Here is a 15,141-nt window from a genome sequence, read left to right as displayed (position 1 = left end):
TTCTATACACTTACTTTACTAAATACGTTAAACTCTTCGAATACCCTAAATAATCAAGGAAAAAGTTGCTGACAGATGTCCCGATTGCAATCGTAACCAGAATGAGCAAAATTCTCGTCTGCAATACCTTCCCAGATTTCATCAGGCGTTCGATATGGATACCTTGTAAGGCCCACCACGTAATGGTAATAAACAATAAATGCGAGACAATCGCAATCAGTGCTTGTTGCCCTAAAAGTTGCGCCAAAAAAATCGACTCCTTTTGTTTGGCTTACCATCACTTAGGATGCAAAACGATCCCATATAAATGGAAACCACACTTTTCCACGCCTAAAATAGGCGGTATAAAGTTCTCCCTTCGAAAGAAGCTGAAGAAGGGGGCACTACCGCGGAAACATCTCTATCTTACTAGATCTGCTCCACAATAAAAAGCGTAGAGCGGTGACCCTACACTTTTTATTTTCACTATTGTACCACGTTCCCCGTAAAGAAGAAATCTTTCATGAGTGGAAAATATTCATAAAAGAAATTGTAGCCGATCGCCGGCAAAATCCCGAGTAATACGATTGCAATTGCACAAAAACTAATAACAACTTTCAAATTCATTGGTACGTATACCTGATCTTCTTCACTGCTCTTTCGAAAGAACATTTGCTGCAAAATACGGAAATAATATACAAATGAGATAACGGTTGTGCCCATCATGATTGATGCTAGCACGTAATGAGCTGGGCTAGCTGTAAAGGCACTTAAAAAAATGTTAACCTTTCCGATAAAACCAGCGGTCCCTGGAATTCCCGCTAGAGATAGAATAAAAATGGTCATCGCCGCCGAGAGGAACGGAGAGCGTTTGTATAAACCAGAGAAAATTGTTATATTTTCCTTTCCACTTTGTAAGATTAATCCGTGGATAACTGCAAAAGCTCCTATATTCATCAGCACGTATGCCAACATATAAAACCACATACTATCCATCGTAAATGGCGATAACGCTACAAGTGGAACGAGTAAATATCCAGCATGCGCTATGCCAGAATAGGCAAACAAACGCTTCACGCTGTGTTGCTTTAACGCCACAACATTACCGATAATCATTGTAATTCCAGCTAAAATCGCAATATATACGCTCATATTACTAAATACGGATTGCTCACTTCCATGAATCGGTATACCACCGAATACCATAAGGAACAATCTTATCATCATAATAAATCCGGCGATTTTAGAGATTGTCCCGAGGAAAGCCGTGACAGGTGTCGCGGCACCCTCATATACATCTGGCGCCCACATATGAAACGGAACTGTCGCAATTTTAAAGGATAAACCAACAAACAGAAGCAAGAAAGCAAGTGATACCAAAAGCCTGATGCTTCCATCTACACCTTGCATCAAAACTTCCTGCATCGTAATTATATTAGTCGCACCCGTAATCCCATATAAATAGCTCATTCCAAAGAGCGTAATGGCCGTTCCAATCCCGCCATTAATGACATATTTCATCGCCGCTTCATTCGAAGCACGATTTTTCTTTCGAATCCCTACTAAAATGTACGAAGACAGTGATAACAACTCTAAGCCAATAAAGAGCGTAATAAAATCGACGCTAGACGCCATGAACATCGCCCCGAGAACTGCCATTAAAAATAAGTAATAGTACTCTCCTTTATCTTGAATCGGCTCTTTTTTATCATCGCTCATCGCCATACATAAAACGAGAACAGCTCCAATTAATAGCAACGTTTTAAATCCTTTTGAAAATCCATCTAATACAAACGAACCGCTTAAAATATCACCAGCTGGTTCACTATATAGTGTAATTAACGCGATAAGTGATAACACCGCACTACCAATCGCACCAATCCCTAAATACTTACGATCAAACTTCAGAAATAAATCAAGAAGCGAGAGAAGGATGGCCGCCCCAAGAATGATAAACTCCGGTACCATAAGATGCCAAGATAAGCTAAGTAATGTATTCATATCCATCCTATCTCACCCCCAGTATTTTCACTGTGTATTGTAGTGGCGCCCCTAAAAGTTCTGGCATAACACCGATTGCGATAATACACGTTAGTAAGAGTACAACCGGAACGTATTCCCAGCCGCGGACATCCGGCTTTGTTTCCAATTCCCTCTTTCCAAATGTCACTTGAAGCGTCGCCCTTAAGACATATACCGCGGTTAAAATGATACCGAGTACACCAACTACTGCGATGATCGGCTCCCGTTGAAATAGTCCAAGGAAGGCAAGAAATTCACTAACAAACCCAGACATTCCTGGGAGGCCAAGCGAAGCCATACCTCCTGCTAATAAGAAGCCGCTTAACACCGGAACTTGTTTGGCGAGGCCACCGAGCTTCGTAATATCAGAAGTGTCGAAGCGCCGTTCAATCATACCGAGCAGGAAGAAGAGTAACGCTGCAATTAGGCCGTGGGATACGACTTGAAATAGTGCTCCCTTTATGCCGGGGGCGTTAAGTGCTGCAAGTCCCATTAGCACGATTCCCATATGCGAAATACTTGAGTAAGCAAGTACCTTTCGGAAATCCGTTTGAATCATCGCTAGGAAAGCACCGTACAGTAAATTGATTACTCCTAAAATTGCCATAAACGTTGCAAAGTCGTGAAACTGCTCCGGGAATAGCCCTTTTCCAAAGCGAACGATGCCGTATGCCCCGATTTTGAGCAGAACACCTGCATGGAGCATTACCACCGCAGGATGGGCCTCAACATGCACATTTACCATCCAGCGATGCAAAGGGAATACCGGTAGCTTTATAGCAAAGGCAATCATAAGGGCAATGAATAATCCAATTTGCAATGAATTTGAAATATCGCCTAGGAGCGATGTTTCCGCCCCAGTCAAAATATCTTTTAACGCTGTAATATTTGTTGTACCTGTTTTTGCAAAGAGGATAGAGAAAACGATAAGTAAAATCGCTGATCCAATGCCGTTATAAATCAAATAACTATAGGAAGCTTTTTCACTGTTCAATTTCCCCCACTTTCCGATTAGCAAGAACATCGGTGGTAATGTAATTTCAAAGAAGACAAAGAATAGAAGTAAATTTTCTGCTGCAAAGACGCCGAGCATCCCAATCTCAAGTATTAATAAAAGCATGTAAAAACCTTTTATATTCTTTTGAATGGAGAAGGCAGCAATCGCCGCAAGTGTTGCTAAAAGTGCCGTCAATATCATCATTACAAGAGAAAAACCATCGATGCCAAGCTCGTAATAAATAGAAAACAACTTTTCATCTACGTTCAAAAAGCTTCCAAATTGAATCCACTTCACCTTTTCAGCAAAAATTGTTAAGCTCTTTCCGGAAGCATATGTACCAGCTAAAACAATCGCGATTCCAAGCGGCAGAATTGTTCCGAATAAACCGAGGCCTCGCACTGCACGCACTTCCGTTTTCGGTGTTAACATAAGTAAGAGAATCCCGAGAAGCGGGGAGAAAATGAAGAACGATAATAAGAATGCATTCATTGCCAATACCCCCCTGTATATAACAGAATGACAACTAATGCTGCCAAAGAAACAGCCACCGCAGTTCCGTATACTTGTACGTTTCCGTTTTGAAGTTTAGAACCAGCAGCACTTGCTCCCCTCACAATACCCGCGATTAACTGGGCAATCCCTTCGACAATATATACTTCAAATAAGCGAAGCACATAAGCGATTCCTTTTACGAGCGGGAGCACAGTCACATTATATATTTCATCTACATAATATTTTTCCTTTAAGAGGCTATATAAGACTGTTTCTCTTCCGCCAGCCCAGTCTCTAGAGATAGAGCGTTTCCCATAGATGAGATATGCTAAGAAAATGCCTGCAAAGGAAACGAGTGTCGCAACAATCATAATCCACACCGGACCATGACTTTGCTCTACTTGAAACGGGACATCCTTTGTAAGCCAGTCTCCAAGGAATGTTCCAAACCACGGCGTATTGATGTAGCCCGCCAAAACCGCGAAAACACCCAGGACAATCATTGGAAATGTCATGACGCGAGGAGATTCATGCACATCCTCTTCTTTCTTCGCTTCTCCTGTAAAAACGAGAAAGTATAACCGGAACATGTAGAACGCCGTTAGGAATGCCGCAAGAACCGCAAGGACAAACAACACATAATTGCCGTGCATCCACGCCGCCGCCAAAATTTCATCCTTACTAAAAAACCCTGAAAAAAGCGGAACCCCACTAATCGCTAGCGTACCGATTAAGAAGAGTAGCCCCGTCACTTTCATTTTCTTCTGCAATCCGCCCATTTCATTAATGTTTTGCGTATGCACTGCATGAATCACGCTTCCTGCCGCTAAGAAAAGCAATGCTTTAAAGAAAGCATGTGTCGTTAAATGAAAGACGCCAGCCACGTACCCTGCCGAACCAAGCGCGAGCATCATATAACCGAGCTGACTGACTGTTGAATAGGCAAGAACTCTTTTGATATCCGTTTGTACGAGGCCAATGGACGCGGCAAAGATTGCAGTAAAGGCACCGATAACCGCCACTGTTTGCATCGCCACAGGACTTGCTGAAAATAGCGGAAACATCGTTGCCACTAAGTACACGCCTGCTGCAACCATTGTTGCCGCGTGAATAAGTGCCGACACAGGCGTTGGTCCTTCCATCGCATCTGGTAACCATGTATGAAGCGGAAACTGACCTGATTTCCCCATCGCACCAATAAAGATTAAAATTGCCGTGAGTGTAATCATGCCAGGGGATATATCCCCTGTGTGCATTGCCTTAAAAATAGCACTATACTCAAAACTACCAGCCTGCCAGAAGAGTAAAATCATCCCGATAAATAAACCTACATCTCCAATACGCGTCATAATAAACGCCTTTTTCGCAGCAGCCTTCGCTTCTGCTTTAAAGAAATAAAACCCAATTAGTAAAAATGAACCAAGTCCAACTAATTCCCAAAATATATAGAGCTGTAATAAATTCGTTGAGATAACAAGCCCCAGCATCGCAAATGTAAAGAGCCCTAAATATGCATAAAAGGTGGGAAATCTCTCATCGCCATGCATATACCCTTTTGAATACACGTGCACAAGGAGACTAACGAGTGTCACAATAAAAAGCATTAAAGCATTTAATGCGTTAATCTCAAAACCAAACGAAAGATCTACATCTCCTACCCTCAGCCATAACCACTGATGCTTTACGGTTTCTGATGAAAATCGTTCTATTAATACTACCGCGGCACCCACAAAGGAGAGAAATGTAAGGAAGATTCCAAGTAAGCTACTTCCTTCCCTCAACTTTCCTCCAAACATAATGAGCAAAAAAAACGAGGCAAGTGGGAAAAGCGGTATGAGCCATGCATAATCGATCATTGTTTCCTTCCCCCTTTTCGGTCACAATTAACCTTTCAGCGAATCCATTTCATCTACGTTAACTGTTGCACGCTTGCGATATAACGCAATTAAGATTGCAAGTCCAACTGCCGCTTCAGCTGCCGCAACGGACATCGTAAACAGTGAAAAGATTTGTCCTGTTAAATTCGGAAAAAAGCCTAATTTACTAAAAGCGACTAAATTTAAGTTCGCCGCATTTAACATCAGTTCTATACAAACTAAGACAATGACCGTATTCCGCTTTGTCAAAGCCCCAAATAAACCGATGCAAAACAGAATAATGGCAAGAGCTAAGTAGGCGGAAGCTGGAACACTATTCATCGGAATCCCCCTCCTTCTCATCTTTCTTCGCAAGTACAATCGCCCCAACAAGCGCAACAAGTAAAATAACCGACGTTAATTCAAATGGAATAACATATTTCGAATACAAGAGTGTACCAATTTGAAGTGTATTCTGTTCATGAAGTGGTAAGCTTCCTTGCACATTTCGATTTGTAAAATCTATATTATTAACAGCAAAGTACATCACTGCGCCAAACGCGACTACTGCGAGAAAGATAAGCCATTTCCGAAAACTAAAACTAGATTCATTTTCAGCGTCATGTTTCGTTAACATAATGCCAAAAATCATAATAATCGTAATGGCCCCGGAATAAATTAAAATTTGCGCGACCCCAACAAACTCTGCCGATAAGAGAAAGTACAATCCCGCTATGCTAAGAAACGTAAACACAAGAGCGAGCATCATGTGCATGACTTTCGTTAAGTTCAGCATCAGAATACCGCCGGTAATTGCGGTTAAGGACAATATAAAAAATGCTATCAACTCACCATTCATGCTTTATTCTCCTTTCTGACGTTCTCATCATTTTCATCGAGCCACTGCAAATTTTTAAACAAATCATCACGCGTATACTCCGCCAACTCAAAATTATTTGTCATAACGATTGCCTCGGTTGGACAAACCTCTGTACATAAATCGCAAAGAATACAAATTTCAAAGTTAATATCGTACGTATCAATGATTTTTCCTTTTTTCGTAGGGTCTGGATGCTTCTTCCCAGTTAATTGAATACAGTCAGTGGGGCAAATGTTAGCACATTGGTTACAAACAATACATTTTTCTGGATAAAATTTTTGAATTCCTCGGAAGCGATCTGGGAGTGGTAATGGTTGATTCGGATAATCGTACGTTACTTTTTTCTTACTTAAGTTACTAAGTGTATACTTTAATCCTTTAAATAGTCCTTTCATATCTTACGGGCACCCCTCTCATAGATTAGAAGAATAACTCCTTAATCAATGCCGTTAAGAAAATGTTCGCAAGTGCAATTGGCAATAATACCTTCCAGCCAAACTCCATTAATTGGTCGCCCCTGATACGTGGGAATGTAACGCGGAACCAAATTAAGAGAAAGACTACCACACTAAATTTTAAGGAAAACCATACAGCGCCAGGAATAAAACCAAGGAATATAACTGGATTCCATCCTCCTAGGAAGAGCACCGTAATGAGCGAAGCCATCCCAAAGAAGTACACGTATTCAGAAAGCATAAAGAACGCCCAACGAAACCCTGAATATTCCGTATGATATCCAGAGACGAGTTCTGATTCTGCTTCCGGTAAATCAAACGGTGTCCGGTTGAGCTCGGCAACTGCTGCGATTAAGAAAATAACAAAACCGATTGGCTGCGCGAAAATGTACCAAACCTTTTCTTGCGCCGCTACGATCTCATTTAAATTAAGACTGCCAGCTAATAAAACAACTCCAATCACGCTCATCACAAGCGGAATTTCATAGGAAATCATTTGCGCCGCCGCACGCATCCCACCTAAAAGTGAATATTTATTGTTTGATGCCCATCCCCCGGTCACAACACCAATCGTCGTAATCCCTGATACCGCAATATAGTAAAGGAGCCCTACTCCGATATCCGCAAACTGAAATTTATCCGTAAACGGAATGACCGCGAGTACCATAAAAGCCGGTGCAAATGCAATGATAGGTGCCAATATAAACAGTGGCTTATCTGCGGCCTTTGGAATGCTATCTTCTTTTAATAAAAGCTTTAAAACGTCAGCAACTGTTTGCAGTAAACCGAATCTACCGCCAACCTGGTTGGGACCAATTCGCCCTTGCATAAATCCCATCACTTTTCGCTCTGCTAAAATCCCATATGTAACAAACCCAAGGACGGCAAATAAAAGAAGTACCGCTAGGCCGAAAAAAATGAAAAAATTCGTCCAACTTGCCGATGACTCTAAGAGGCGCTCTATCATCACCCATCAACCTCCCCAAGTACAATATCAACGCCACCTAAAATCGTAATTAAGTTCGCGATATTTTCCCCCTTCAAAAGCTTTGGTAAAATTTGAAGGTTATAAAAAGATGGTCTGCGGAACTTTAGGCGATACGGCTCTTTCTTCCCTTCACTCGCGATATAACATCCAATCTCTCCGCGCGGCGACTCAATGCGGACAAATGCCTCGCCCTTTGGTGCTTTAATAATCTTCGGTACTTTCGCCAATACTGGCCCTTCTGATGGGAATTGCTCGGTCGCCTGCTCAATAATTTTGAGGGATTCCTCAATTTCCTCCATCCGGCAAACGTAACGGTCCCAAGCATCCCCTACACTTCCTACCGGAACATCAAAATCAAAGCGATCATAAATAGAATATGGTTCATCCTTACGAAGATCCCACTTCACACCTGTGCAGCGTAAATTTGCTCCGCTTAGTGAATAAGAAAGTGCATCTTCCGCGCTATATATGCCAACGCCTTTCACACGATTTAAGAAAATTTCATTCCCGCTTACAAGATCGTGATAACCTTTCAATTGCTCTCTCATATACGGAACAAATTCACGAACTTTCTCAATCCAACCATCTGGAGCATCCCACTTTACACCACCTACTCGCATGTAGTTAAACGTTAGCCGTGCACCACAAAGTTCATTTAAAAGATTAATAATCATTTCTCGCTCCCGGAATGCATATAAAAATGGACTAACCGCCCCAATATCAAGAAGATTTGTCCCCCACCAAACGAGGTGACTTGCAACGCGGCCAAGCTCCATCGCAAGTACTCGTAAATATTCAGCTCGCTCTGGAACCTCTAAGTTCATCATTGTCTCAACGGCGTGGCAGATGACATAGTTATTTGTCATCGCTGATAAATAGTCCATTCGATCTGTATAAGGGATAATTTGTGTATATTGCAAACTCTCAGCGATTTTCTCTGTTCCGCGATGCAAATAACCAATGACAGGTGTAGCCTCCTTAATAATCTCTCCATCGATTTTAATCACAAGACGAAATACACCATGCGTACTCGGGTGTTGCGGCCCTACATTTAAAAGTATTTCTTCTGTACGGATCATATTCTCACACCCCTTCATCCAGCGGCTCATAATCTTTACGAAGCGGATGACCAACCCAATCATCTGGCATTAAAATACGTGTTAAATTTGGATGTCCTTCAAAAATAACACCAAGCAGATCATACGCTTCTCGCTCCGGCCAGTCCGCACCGCGCCATAACGGTGCAATCGATGCTACCCGCGGCGCCTCCCTATCCATATTCGCCTTCACTGCGACAGATTGTCTCTTACCATATGAAAATAAGTGAACATACACTTCCATATGTGTAACAAAGTCCGTCGCATGCAACTCCGACATATAATCAAAGGCAAGTCCTTCATGACCTCGCAATAATTCCATTACTTCATAGTAGCTTTCCAGCTTAACAACAAGCGTTGGCACATCCTTTGAAAGTTTATTAATATAATAATCTTCTAATGAATGTTCACCCATTTTCTCCTTAATAATCTCTACATAAGCATCCAAATATGGTTGATTCGGTGATGGTTCCTCTTGCTTCGGCTCTTCTTCTTTCTTGTCTACAGCAATTTTTGCCTTGGCAGCTGCTGCTGCCTTTGCTTTCGCCGCTGCGATTGCCTTCGCCTTTTCATCGTCAGCTGGTGCTCCGCCTTCTTTTTCTTTCTGTTTTGCTAACGCTGCCGCTTTTGCTTTTGCCGCTGCAACAGCTTTTGCCTTCGCTTTCGCTTTTTCCTCTTCCGATACAGTCACGCCCTCTGACGCTTTCTGCTTCGCTAACGCTGTCGCTTTTGCCTTGGCTGCCGCCGCTGCTTTTGCCTTCGCTTTCGCTTTTGCCTCTTCCGATACCGCCACGCCCTCTGACGCTTTTTGCTTCGCTAACGCTGCCGCTTTTGCCTTGGCTGCCGCCGCTGCTTTTGCCTTCGCTTTTGCTTTTTCCTCTTCCGATACCGCCACGCCCTCTGACGCTTTTTGCTTCGCTAACGCTGCTGCTTTTGCTTTGGCTGCCGCCGCTGCTTTTGCCTTCGCTTTCGCTTTTTCCTCTTCCGATACCGCCACACCTTCTGACGCTTTTTGCTTCGCTAACGCTGCCGCTTTTGCTTTGGCTGCCTCTGCGGCGCGGCTTTTTGCTTCCTCTATACTAATCTCACCCTCCTTTGGTAGCGCTTTCTCTTTTTCTTCTTCTTGTACCCCAGTTTCAGACATTTCCGCCTCATGTTTAGCAGCTAGCCGTTTCCGGGCTTCTTCTTTCGCATGTCTTGCGGCCGCTTTTTTCATATCTTCTATCTCTTTATTCGGATCACTCATCTATTCGTCACCTGCTTTCCAGTCTTTGCTTCGTAACGAATCTTCTCTTTTAATTTATTAATCCCATAAATTAAAGCAGCCGGGTTCGGGGGACACCCTGGAATGTACACATCTACCGGTACGATTTGGTCCACTCCTTTCACAACAGCGTACGAGTTCACATATGGACCACCTGCCGTTGCACAGGACCCCATCGCAATAACCCATTTCGGTTCTGGCATTTGATCGTATAAACGACGCACAATTGGTGCCATTTTCTTTGTCACTGTTCCTGAAACAATCATGACATCTGATTGCCTCGGTGATGTCCGAAAAAATGATCCAAACCGGTCTAAATCATAATGGGATGAACCAACTCCCATCATTTCAATCGCACAACATGCCAGTCCAAATGTCATTGGCCATAAAGAATTACTACGCGCCCATCCCTTCACCTGCTCTAATGTTGTAAAAAAGATGTTTCTCTCTAATTCCGCCCGTTCCTGTGGATGTAACTCTTCGAAATTTATAGCCATTGTAACACCTTCTTTTTCCAAGCATACGCCAAACCAACAAGTAACATAATCACAAATATTAACATTTCGACAAGTGCGAACAAACCAAGCTTGTCATACGCAACGGCCCACGGATATAAAAATACGGTTTCCACATCAAAAATGACAAACAATAATGCAAAAATATAATAACGAGCATGAAAACGGACATTTGCATCATGATAAGGTTCAATTCCGCTTTCGTACGTCGTTGCCTTCGCTGCACTTGGTTTATGTGGGCGCAGCAACTTCCCTAACGTAAGAGCCACTATCGGCAGCAATATGCCCAATAGTAAAAAGATCCCAACAATCATATAACTATTTTCATATACGTTCGCCACCCTGAAACCCTCCCCCCCTAAATTAAGAACAAATTCACTTAGTAAACAATATGACTAAGCTGCACTATTTATTATTTTTAAATTTTTCTAAATAATGCGACTATTAATCCCATTATAGCAAACTTCAAATTCCTATGTCGATATATTGGGAAAAAGAAAAACCAAGTAACATAGGATGAAACTTCTCCTCATACTACTTGATTTACAGTCATTTTAACCAGTTTAATACCTACTCAATTCTCCCCTCATTTTTACAATTTGTTATAAATGTGTAAAATAAAATATGGAAACTGCATATGCGTATCAAGCAATTCCCTCAAGAAAATAGAAAAAGACGATTTATACTCGTCTATATCGCGGGTGAATTTAGTGAAAACAAAAAACCATATACATTTAACCATCCTTATAGGATCCTTATTGTTATACCTTATGATTCACTATATAGGGTTACTTTTTTATTCAAAATACTCTATTCCATTTCAAATGATCACAAGCTTAACAACCATTTCGCTCGACATTATAATTTGTAGTTATTTACTCTATTTTTCACGCAATAAAAAAGGGCATTCTTTTAGAATTTGGATATTACTAACAATAGGTTCGATATTTTATTTTATCGGTGATATCATCGTTGCTTATCAACGCTTCATTTTGCATGAATATTATACATTTGTTGATCCGTCTGATGCCTTTTATTTATTATTTTTAATTAGCTACATAGTAGCATTCTTCTATACAGTGATGTATGAAAGTACAACGTGGGAAAAACTCTTTACCTTATGTGATGTTTGCATCATTGTCACGGCTTTATTTACAATATGCTATTACCTTTTTATTTCGAATGTTATTCATACAAATACAATGTCTCCTATAGCTCCATTTGTTTTACTTATGTATCCAATGGCGGATTTAGTATTTGTATTAATAGGAATTAACTTATTATTCCGTCCGCTATCATTGATGTCAAAACAGATTGCTACGCTGCTTAGTAGTGCTCTTATTTTTTATGCCGTTCTAGATTCGGTTTATGCATACATTAAATATGTTAAACCTGAATACTCTATGTTTATTATTGCACCATTTTATCAAGCTTTGTTAATAATGGTTACATTTGCATGTCTCATTCATACAAATGTAACAAAGAAACCTAGCCAAGCATTATTAACACCTAAATCTGGTGAAACAATTCGTTTATCATTACCGTATATATCTGTTATTACACTTATTACTTTTATATTAGTAGAACATACCTTTTCTCCTGTTTTAGTTGTTGGTTTTATCATCACATTTTCCTTCGTATTACTTCGCCACCTGCTAGTACGAAGACAAAATAAAATGCTTTTACTACAACAACTACATTTCAGTCTAGAACTAGAAAAACAAATCGAATTGCGTACAGAAGATTTAGTAGACCAAAAAAATAAATTGTTTCAAAGCAAGCAAATGTTTAAATCTTTATATGAACATCATCCAGATCCGATTTTCACATTAGATTTATACGAAAATTTTTTAAATGTCAATAATGCCGGAACTACATTGCTTGGCTATCAAACAAATGAGCTATTACTAAAGCCTTGCCATTCTCTTTTTTATGAAAAGGACTCCCAAAAAGTAATTGATGCTTTTCGTCATGTAAAACAAGGATATTCTATTTCTTTAGATATACGAGCATACCATAAAAACAGAGACATTTATTATTTACACGTTACAGCTGTTCCTATTGTTTTTAAAGAGGATATTACAGGGATTTATTTAATGATTAAAGACATTACGGAAAGTAAACGGCAACAAAAGCAAATTAACTTCCTAGCATATCATGATACATTAACTGAACTAGCAAATCGCCGTGCTTTCCAGGAATACCTTGAATCTGCCATTATAAGAGCAAAAAAAGAAAAGGGTTCCTTTGCAGTTATGTTTCTTGACTTAGATCGCTTTAAAATTATAAATGATACCCTTGGACATCGGGTAGGAGACCTTCTCTTAATTGCTGTCGCAAAACGATTGCAACAAATTTCGAAACCAAATGTGAAGATAGCACGGCTTGCTGGAGATGAGTTTACACTTCTCATAGAAGACTATGGGGAAGATTATGAAGTACAAAGAATTGCAGATAACATTTTATCGTCGATAAATGAACCATTTGAAATTGAAAATCATCTACTGCAAATCTCACCAAGTATCGGTATCGCTATCTATCCAGAAGATGGTGAAGATGCAATGTCTATTTTGCAGCACGCTGATATGGCGATGTATGAAACAAAACATAAAGGAAAAAATGGCAGCTCTTTTTATACGAAAGAACTATATGAGAAGATGGAGCGAAGAGCTAGAATTGAAAAAGACTTACCGCTTGCTTTAGCAAATCATGAATTCTTTATCGTCTACCAACCACAAATTGATGTCGTCACAAAAAAGATAATTGGTGCAGAGGCGTTAATTCGTTGGCAACATCCGGAACTAGGAATAATCTCTCCGTGCGAGTTCATTCCAATAGCGGAAGAAACGATACAAATGATCCCACTCAGTCACTGGATGTTAAAACAAGCTTGTCAACAACTACAAGCGTGGCATAGATTCGGTTATTGCGATTTAAACATGAGTGTTAATTTATCAGCAAAAGAATTTCAGCAGGATAACTTAATTGATGTAATTCTAAATATATTGCAAGAAACAAACTTAGAACCAAAATTTTTAACACTTGAATTAACGGAACGAATCGCAATGATAGATGAAGAAGAAACTTTATTAAAGCTAAAACAATTAAAAGAATACGGAATTCAAATATCAATCGATGACTTTGGTACAGGCTACTCATCACTTGCCTATCTATCTCTTTACCCAATTGATACATTAAAAATACCAAGAGAATTTACACAAATGGCTGAACATCGTGAAGAAGAAAAAGCGATTGTATCAACGATTCTTTCACTTGCCAATACATTAAAGTTCTCTGTTGTTGCAGAAGGAATTGAAACAAAAGAACAACTCCAATTCTTGCAAAATAATGGTTGTAAATATATGCAAGGCTATTACTTTAGCAAACCATTAAGCGGGAAACAATTCATGAAATTTTTACAAAAAACACCCAGTATGAACAATTGATTTGTGAAGTGACCCAATGAAATAAGACAAGGAAAAAACACCTCTTATACCGTATTTAATTTAAATACGAATATACGGAGGTGTTTCTTTTATGGGAACGAGAAAATCTTATTCAGAAGAAATTAAATGGAAAACAATCGAGCTGAAAAAACAAGGGTACACAAACAAAGAAATTATGGATCAATTAGGAATTAAAAATAAAGCACAGATTAAAACTTGGATGAGGTGGCATCGTGAAGGTGAAACGTATCGTTTTAGTCGCCCTGTAGGAAAACAAAGTACGCTACAAAAGGCTAGTGAAGAAGGCATAACTGAAATAGAGAAACTTCAGATAGAGAATCGAAAATTAAAAATGCAAATAGACATTTTAAAAAAGTACCACGAAATCGAGAGGAGTTGGTTAAAAAAGTAGTTGTAGAATTAGTGGAGTTGATGAAAAATGAGTACTCCATTAAAGAGATATGTATATTAATTGGTATACCTCGTTCTACTTATTATCGATGGAAAAATAAAGCGAAAGATATAAAGGAAGCAAAATTAGAACAGGCTATTTTGACAATTTGTATGACAAATCACTTTCGATATGGACATCGAAAAGTTACTGCTTTATTGAAACGAAAATATAATTATCACTTAAATCGAAAAACCGTACAAAAAATAATGCAAAAGAAAAGTTTACAATGTAGGGTTAAAAGAAAGAGAAGAACCTGGATCAATGGAGAAAGTAGGCTTGTTGTAGAGAATCTCTTAAATCGAAACTTTCAAGCTACCAAACCAAATGAAAAATGGGTTACAGATATTACATATTTGCCATTTGGTACAGAGATGTTGTATTTATCAAGTATTATGGATTTATATAACAATGAAATCATTGCGTATGAAATAAGTAACAGACAAGACGTAACACTCGTCTTAAAAACAGTTGAGAAGGCGATAAAATCACAAAAAGAAGCTGAAATTATACTACATAGTGATCAAGGGGCCGTATATACCTCCTACGCTTTCCAAACGTTATCTAAAGAAAATGGCATTACCACAAGCATGTCCCGTAAAGGAAACTATCATGATAATGCCGTAATAGAATAAGAAAACCTACAAACGATATTATTATATCGATATACCAGTTATTTCATTATACCCCTAAATT

General features: G+C 39.6%; 15 protein-coding genes. 3 read left to right on the top strand and 12 right to left on the bottom strand.

Annotated features, from left to right (window positions below):
- Positions 1–10 precede the first annotated feature (10 nt).
- The 12 genes from LOK41_RS17890 to LOK41_RS17835 all read right to left on the bottom strand — a co-directional run bounded on the left by LOK41_RS17890 (position 11) and on the right by LOK41_RS17835 (position 10,889).
- Positions 11–247, bottom strand: coding sequence for a DUF1146 family protein (locus tag LOK41_RS17890; protein WP_003202077.1), 237 nt, complete (start codon positions 245–247; stop codon positions 11–13).
- A 218-nt stretch (positions 248–465) separates the two neighbouring features.
- On the bottom strand, positions 466–1,980 hold the full coding sequence (gene nuoN / locus LOK41_RS17885) for an NADH-quinone oxidoreductase subunit NuoN (RefSeq protein WP_277818676.1): 1,515 nt from the start codon (positions 1,978–1,980) through the stop codon (positions 466–468).
- 7 nt (positions 1,981–1,987) lie between these two features.
- Positions 1,988–3,490 carry an NADH-quinone oxidoreductase subunit M gene (locus LOK41_RS17880; RefSeq protein WP_241817670.1) on the bottom strand — a complete coding sequence of 501 codons (1,503 nt, stop codon included), beginning with the start codon at positions 3,488–3,490 and terminating at the stop codon, positions 1,988–1,990.
- The gene (nuoL, locus tag LOK41_RS17875) at positions 3,487–5,349 is read right to left on the bottom strand and encodes an NADH-quinone oxidoreductase subunit L (protein WP_241817669.1); all 1,863 of its coding nucleotides are present in this window, start codon (positions 5,347–5,349) and stop codon (positions 3,487–3,489) included. The genes LOK41_RS17880 and nuoL overlap by 4 nt, the downstream gene beginning before the upstream one ends.
- Positions 5,350–5,376: 27 nt before the next feature.
- Positions 5,377–5,691: an NADH-quinone oxidoreductase subunit NuoK gene (gene nuoK / locus LOK41_RS17870; protein WP_174100458.1), complete on the bottom strand. Its 315-nt coding sequence runs from the start codon at positions 5,689–5,691 to the stop codon at positions 5,377–5,379.
- Positions 5,684–6,208 (bottom strand): NADH-quinone oxidoreductase subunit J, encoded by a 525-nt coding sequence (locus LOK41_RS17865; protein ID WP_241817668.1) that lies wholly within the window; start codon positions 6,206–6,208, stop codon positions 5,684–5,686. Before LOK41_RS17865 ends, nuoK begins: the two co-directional genes overlap by 8 nt.
- A complete protein-coding gene (gene nuoI / locus LOK41_RS17860) occupies positions 6,205–6,624 on the bottom strand; it encodes an NADH-quinone oxidoreductase subunit NuoI (protein ID WP_017153540.1) in 420 nt (139 codons plus the stop codon). The genes LOK41_RS17865 and nuoI overlap by 4 nt, the downstream gene beginning before the upstream one ends.
- A 25-nt stretch (positions 6,625–6,649) precedes the next feature.
- On the bottom strand, positions 6,650–7,651 hold the full coding sequence (gene nuoH, locus LOK41_RS17855) for an NADH-quinone oxidoreductase subunit NuoH (protein WP_241817667.1): 1,002 nt from the start codon (positions 7,649–7,651) through the stop codon (positions 6,650–6,652).
- Entirely contained in the window at positions 7,651–8,751 is a 1,101-nt protein-coding gene (nuoD, locus tag LOK41_RS17850) for an NADH-quinone oxidoreductase subunit NuoD (protein ID WP_241817666.1), read from the bottom strand. Before nuoD ends, nuoH begins: the two co-directional genes overlap by 1 nt.
- A 4-nt stretch (positions 8,752–8,755) precedes the next feature.
- Positions 8,756–10,015, bottom strand: coding sequence for an NADH-quinone oxidoreductase subunit C (locus LOK41_RS17845; protein WP_241817665.1), 1,260 nt, complete (start codon positions 10,013–10,015; stop codon positions 8,756–8,758).
- A complete protein-coding gene (nuoB, locus tag LOK41_RS17840; protein WP_017153544.1) occupies positions 10,012–10,530 on the bottom strand; it encodes an NADH-quinone oxidoreductase subunit NuoB in 519 nt (172 codons plus the stop codon). Before nuoB ends, LOK41_RS17845 begins: the two co-directional genes overlap by 4 nt.
- Positions 10,521–10,889 carry an NADH-quinone oxidoreductase subunit A gene (locus LOK41_RS17835; RefSeq protein ID WP_174100462.1) on the bottom strand — a complete coding sequence of 123 codons (369 nt, stop codon included), beginning with the start codon at positions 10,887–10,889 and terminating at the stop codon, positions 10,521–10,523. Before LOK41_RS17835 ends, nuoB begins: the two co-directional genes overlap by 10 nt.
- Before the next feature lie 429 nt (positions 10,890–11,318).
- On the opposite strand from LOK41_RS17835, the gene LOK41_RS17830 reads away from it, so the two are divergent.
- The 3 genes from LOK41_RS17830 to LOK41_RS17820 all read left to right on the top strand — a co-directional run bounded on the left by LOK41_RS17830 (position 11,319) and on the right by LOK41_RS17820 (position 15,080).
- Positions 11,319–13,994, top strand: coding sequence for a putative bifunctional diguanylate cyclase/phosphodiesterase (locus LOK41_RS17830; protein WP_241817664.1), 2,676 nt, complete (start codon positions 11,319–11,321; stop codon positions 13,992–13,994).
- Positions 13,995–14,085: 91 nt separating this feature from the next.
- Positions 14,086–14,406 carry a hypothetical protein gene (locus LOK41_RS17825; RefSeq protein ID WP_241817663.1) on the top strand — a complete coding sequence of 107 codons (321 nt, stop codon included), beginning with the start codon at positions 14,086–14,088 and terminating at the stop codon, positions 14,404–14,406.
- Positions 14,391–15,080 (top strand): IS3 family transposase, encoded by a 690-nt coding sequence (locus tag LOK41_RS17820; protein ID WP_241817662.1) that lies wholly within the window; start codon positions 14,391–14,393, stop codon positions 15,078–15,080. The genes LOK41_RS17825 and LOK41_RS17820 overlap by 16 nt, the downstream gene beginning before the upstream one ends.
- The last annotated feature ends 61 nt before the right edge of the window (positions 15,081–15,141 follow it).

It is taken from the genome of Bacillus sp. TL12, from assembly GCF_022625245.1.
Taxonomy (GTDB): Bacteria; Bacillota; Bacilli; order Bacillales; family Bacillaceae_G; genus Bacillus_A.
Note: the sequence above shows the minus strand (reverse complement) of the source record. Positions and strands in the feature narration are given on the sequence as shown.

Bases quoted from the DNA above. Each gene is read 5' to 3' on its own strand.
- nuoN (WP_277818676.1), bottom strand. From the start codon at position 1,980: ATGAATACATTACTTAGCTTATCTTGGCATCTTATGGTACCGGAGTTT.
- LOK41_RS17880 (WP_241817670.1), bottom strand. From the start codon at position 3,490: ATGAATGCATTCTTATTATCGTTCTTCATTTTCTCCCCGCTTCTCGGG.
- nuoL (WP_241817669.1), bottom strand. From the start codon at position 5,349: ATGATCGATTATGCATGGCTCATACCGCTTTTCCCACTTGCCTCGTTT.
- nuoK (WP_174100458.1), bottom strand. From the start codon at position 5,691: ATGAATAGTGTTCCAGCTTCCGCCTACTTAGCTCTTGCCATTATTCTG.
- LOK41_RS17865 (WP_241817668.1), bottom strand. From the start codon at position 6,208: ATGAATGGTGAGTTGATAGCATTTTTTATATTGTCCTTAACCGCAATT.
- nuoI (WP_017153540.1), bottom strand. From the start codon at position 6,624: ATGAAAGGACTATTTAAAGGATTAAAGTATACACTTAGTAACTTAAGT.
- nuoH (WP_241817667.1), bottom strand. From the start codon at position 7,651: ATGATAGAGCGCCTCTTAGAGTCATCGGCAAGTTGGACGAATTTTTTC.
- nuoD (WP_241817666.1), bottom strand. From the start codon at position 8,751: ATGATCCGTACAGAAGAAATACTTTTAAATGTAGGGCCGCAACACCCG.
- LOK41_RS17845 (WP_241817665.1), bottom strand. From the start codon at position 10,015: ATGAGTGATCCGAATAAAGAGATAGAAGATATGAAAAAAGCGGCCGCA.
- nuoB (WP_017153544.1), bottom strand. From the start codon at position 10,530: ATGGCTATAAATTTCGAAGAGTTACATCCACAGGAACGGGCGGAATTA.
- LOK41_RS17830 (WP_241817664.1), top strand. From the start codon at position 11,319: ATGATTCACTATATAGGGTTACTTTTTTATTCAAAATACTCTATTCCA.
- LOK41_RS17825 (WP_241817663.1), top strand. From the start codon at position 14,086: ATGGGAACGAGAAAATCTTATTCAGAAGAAATTAAATGGAAAACAATC.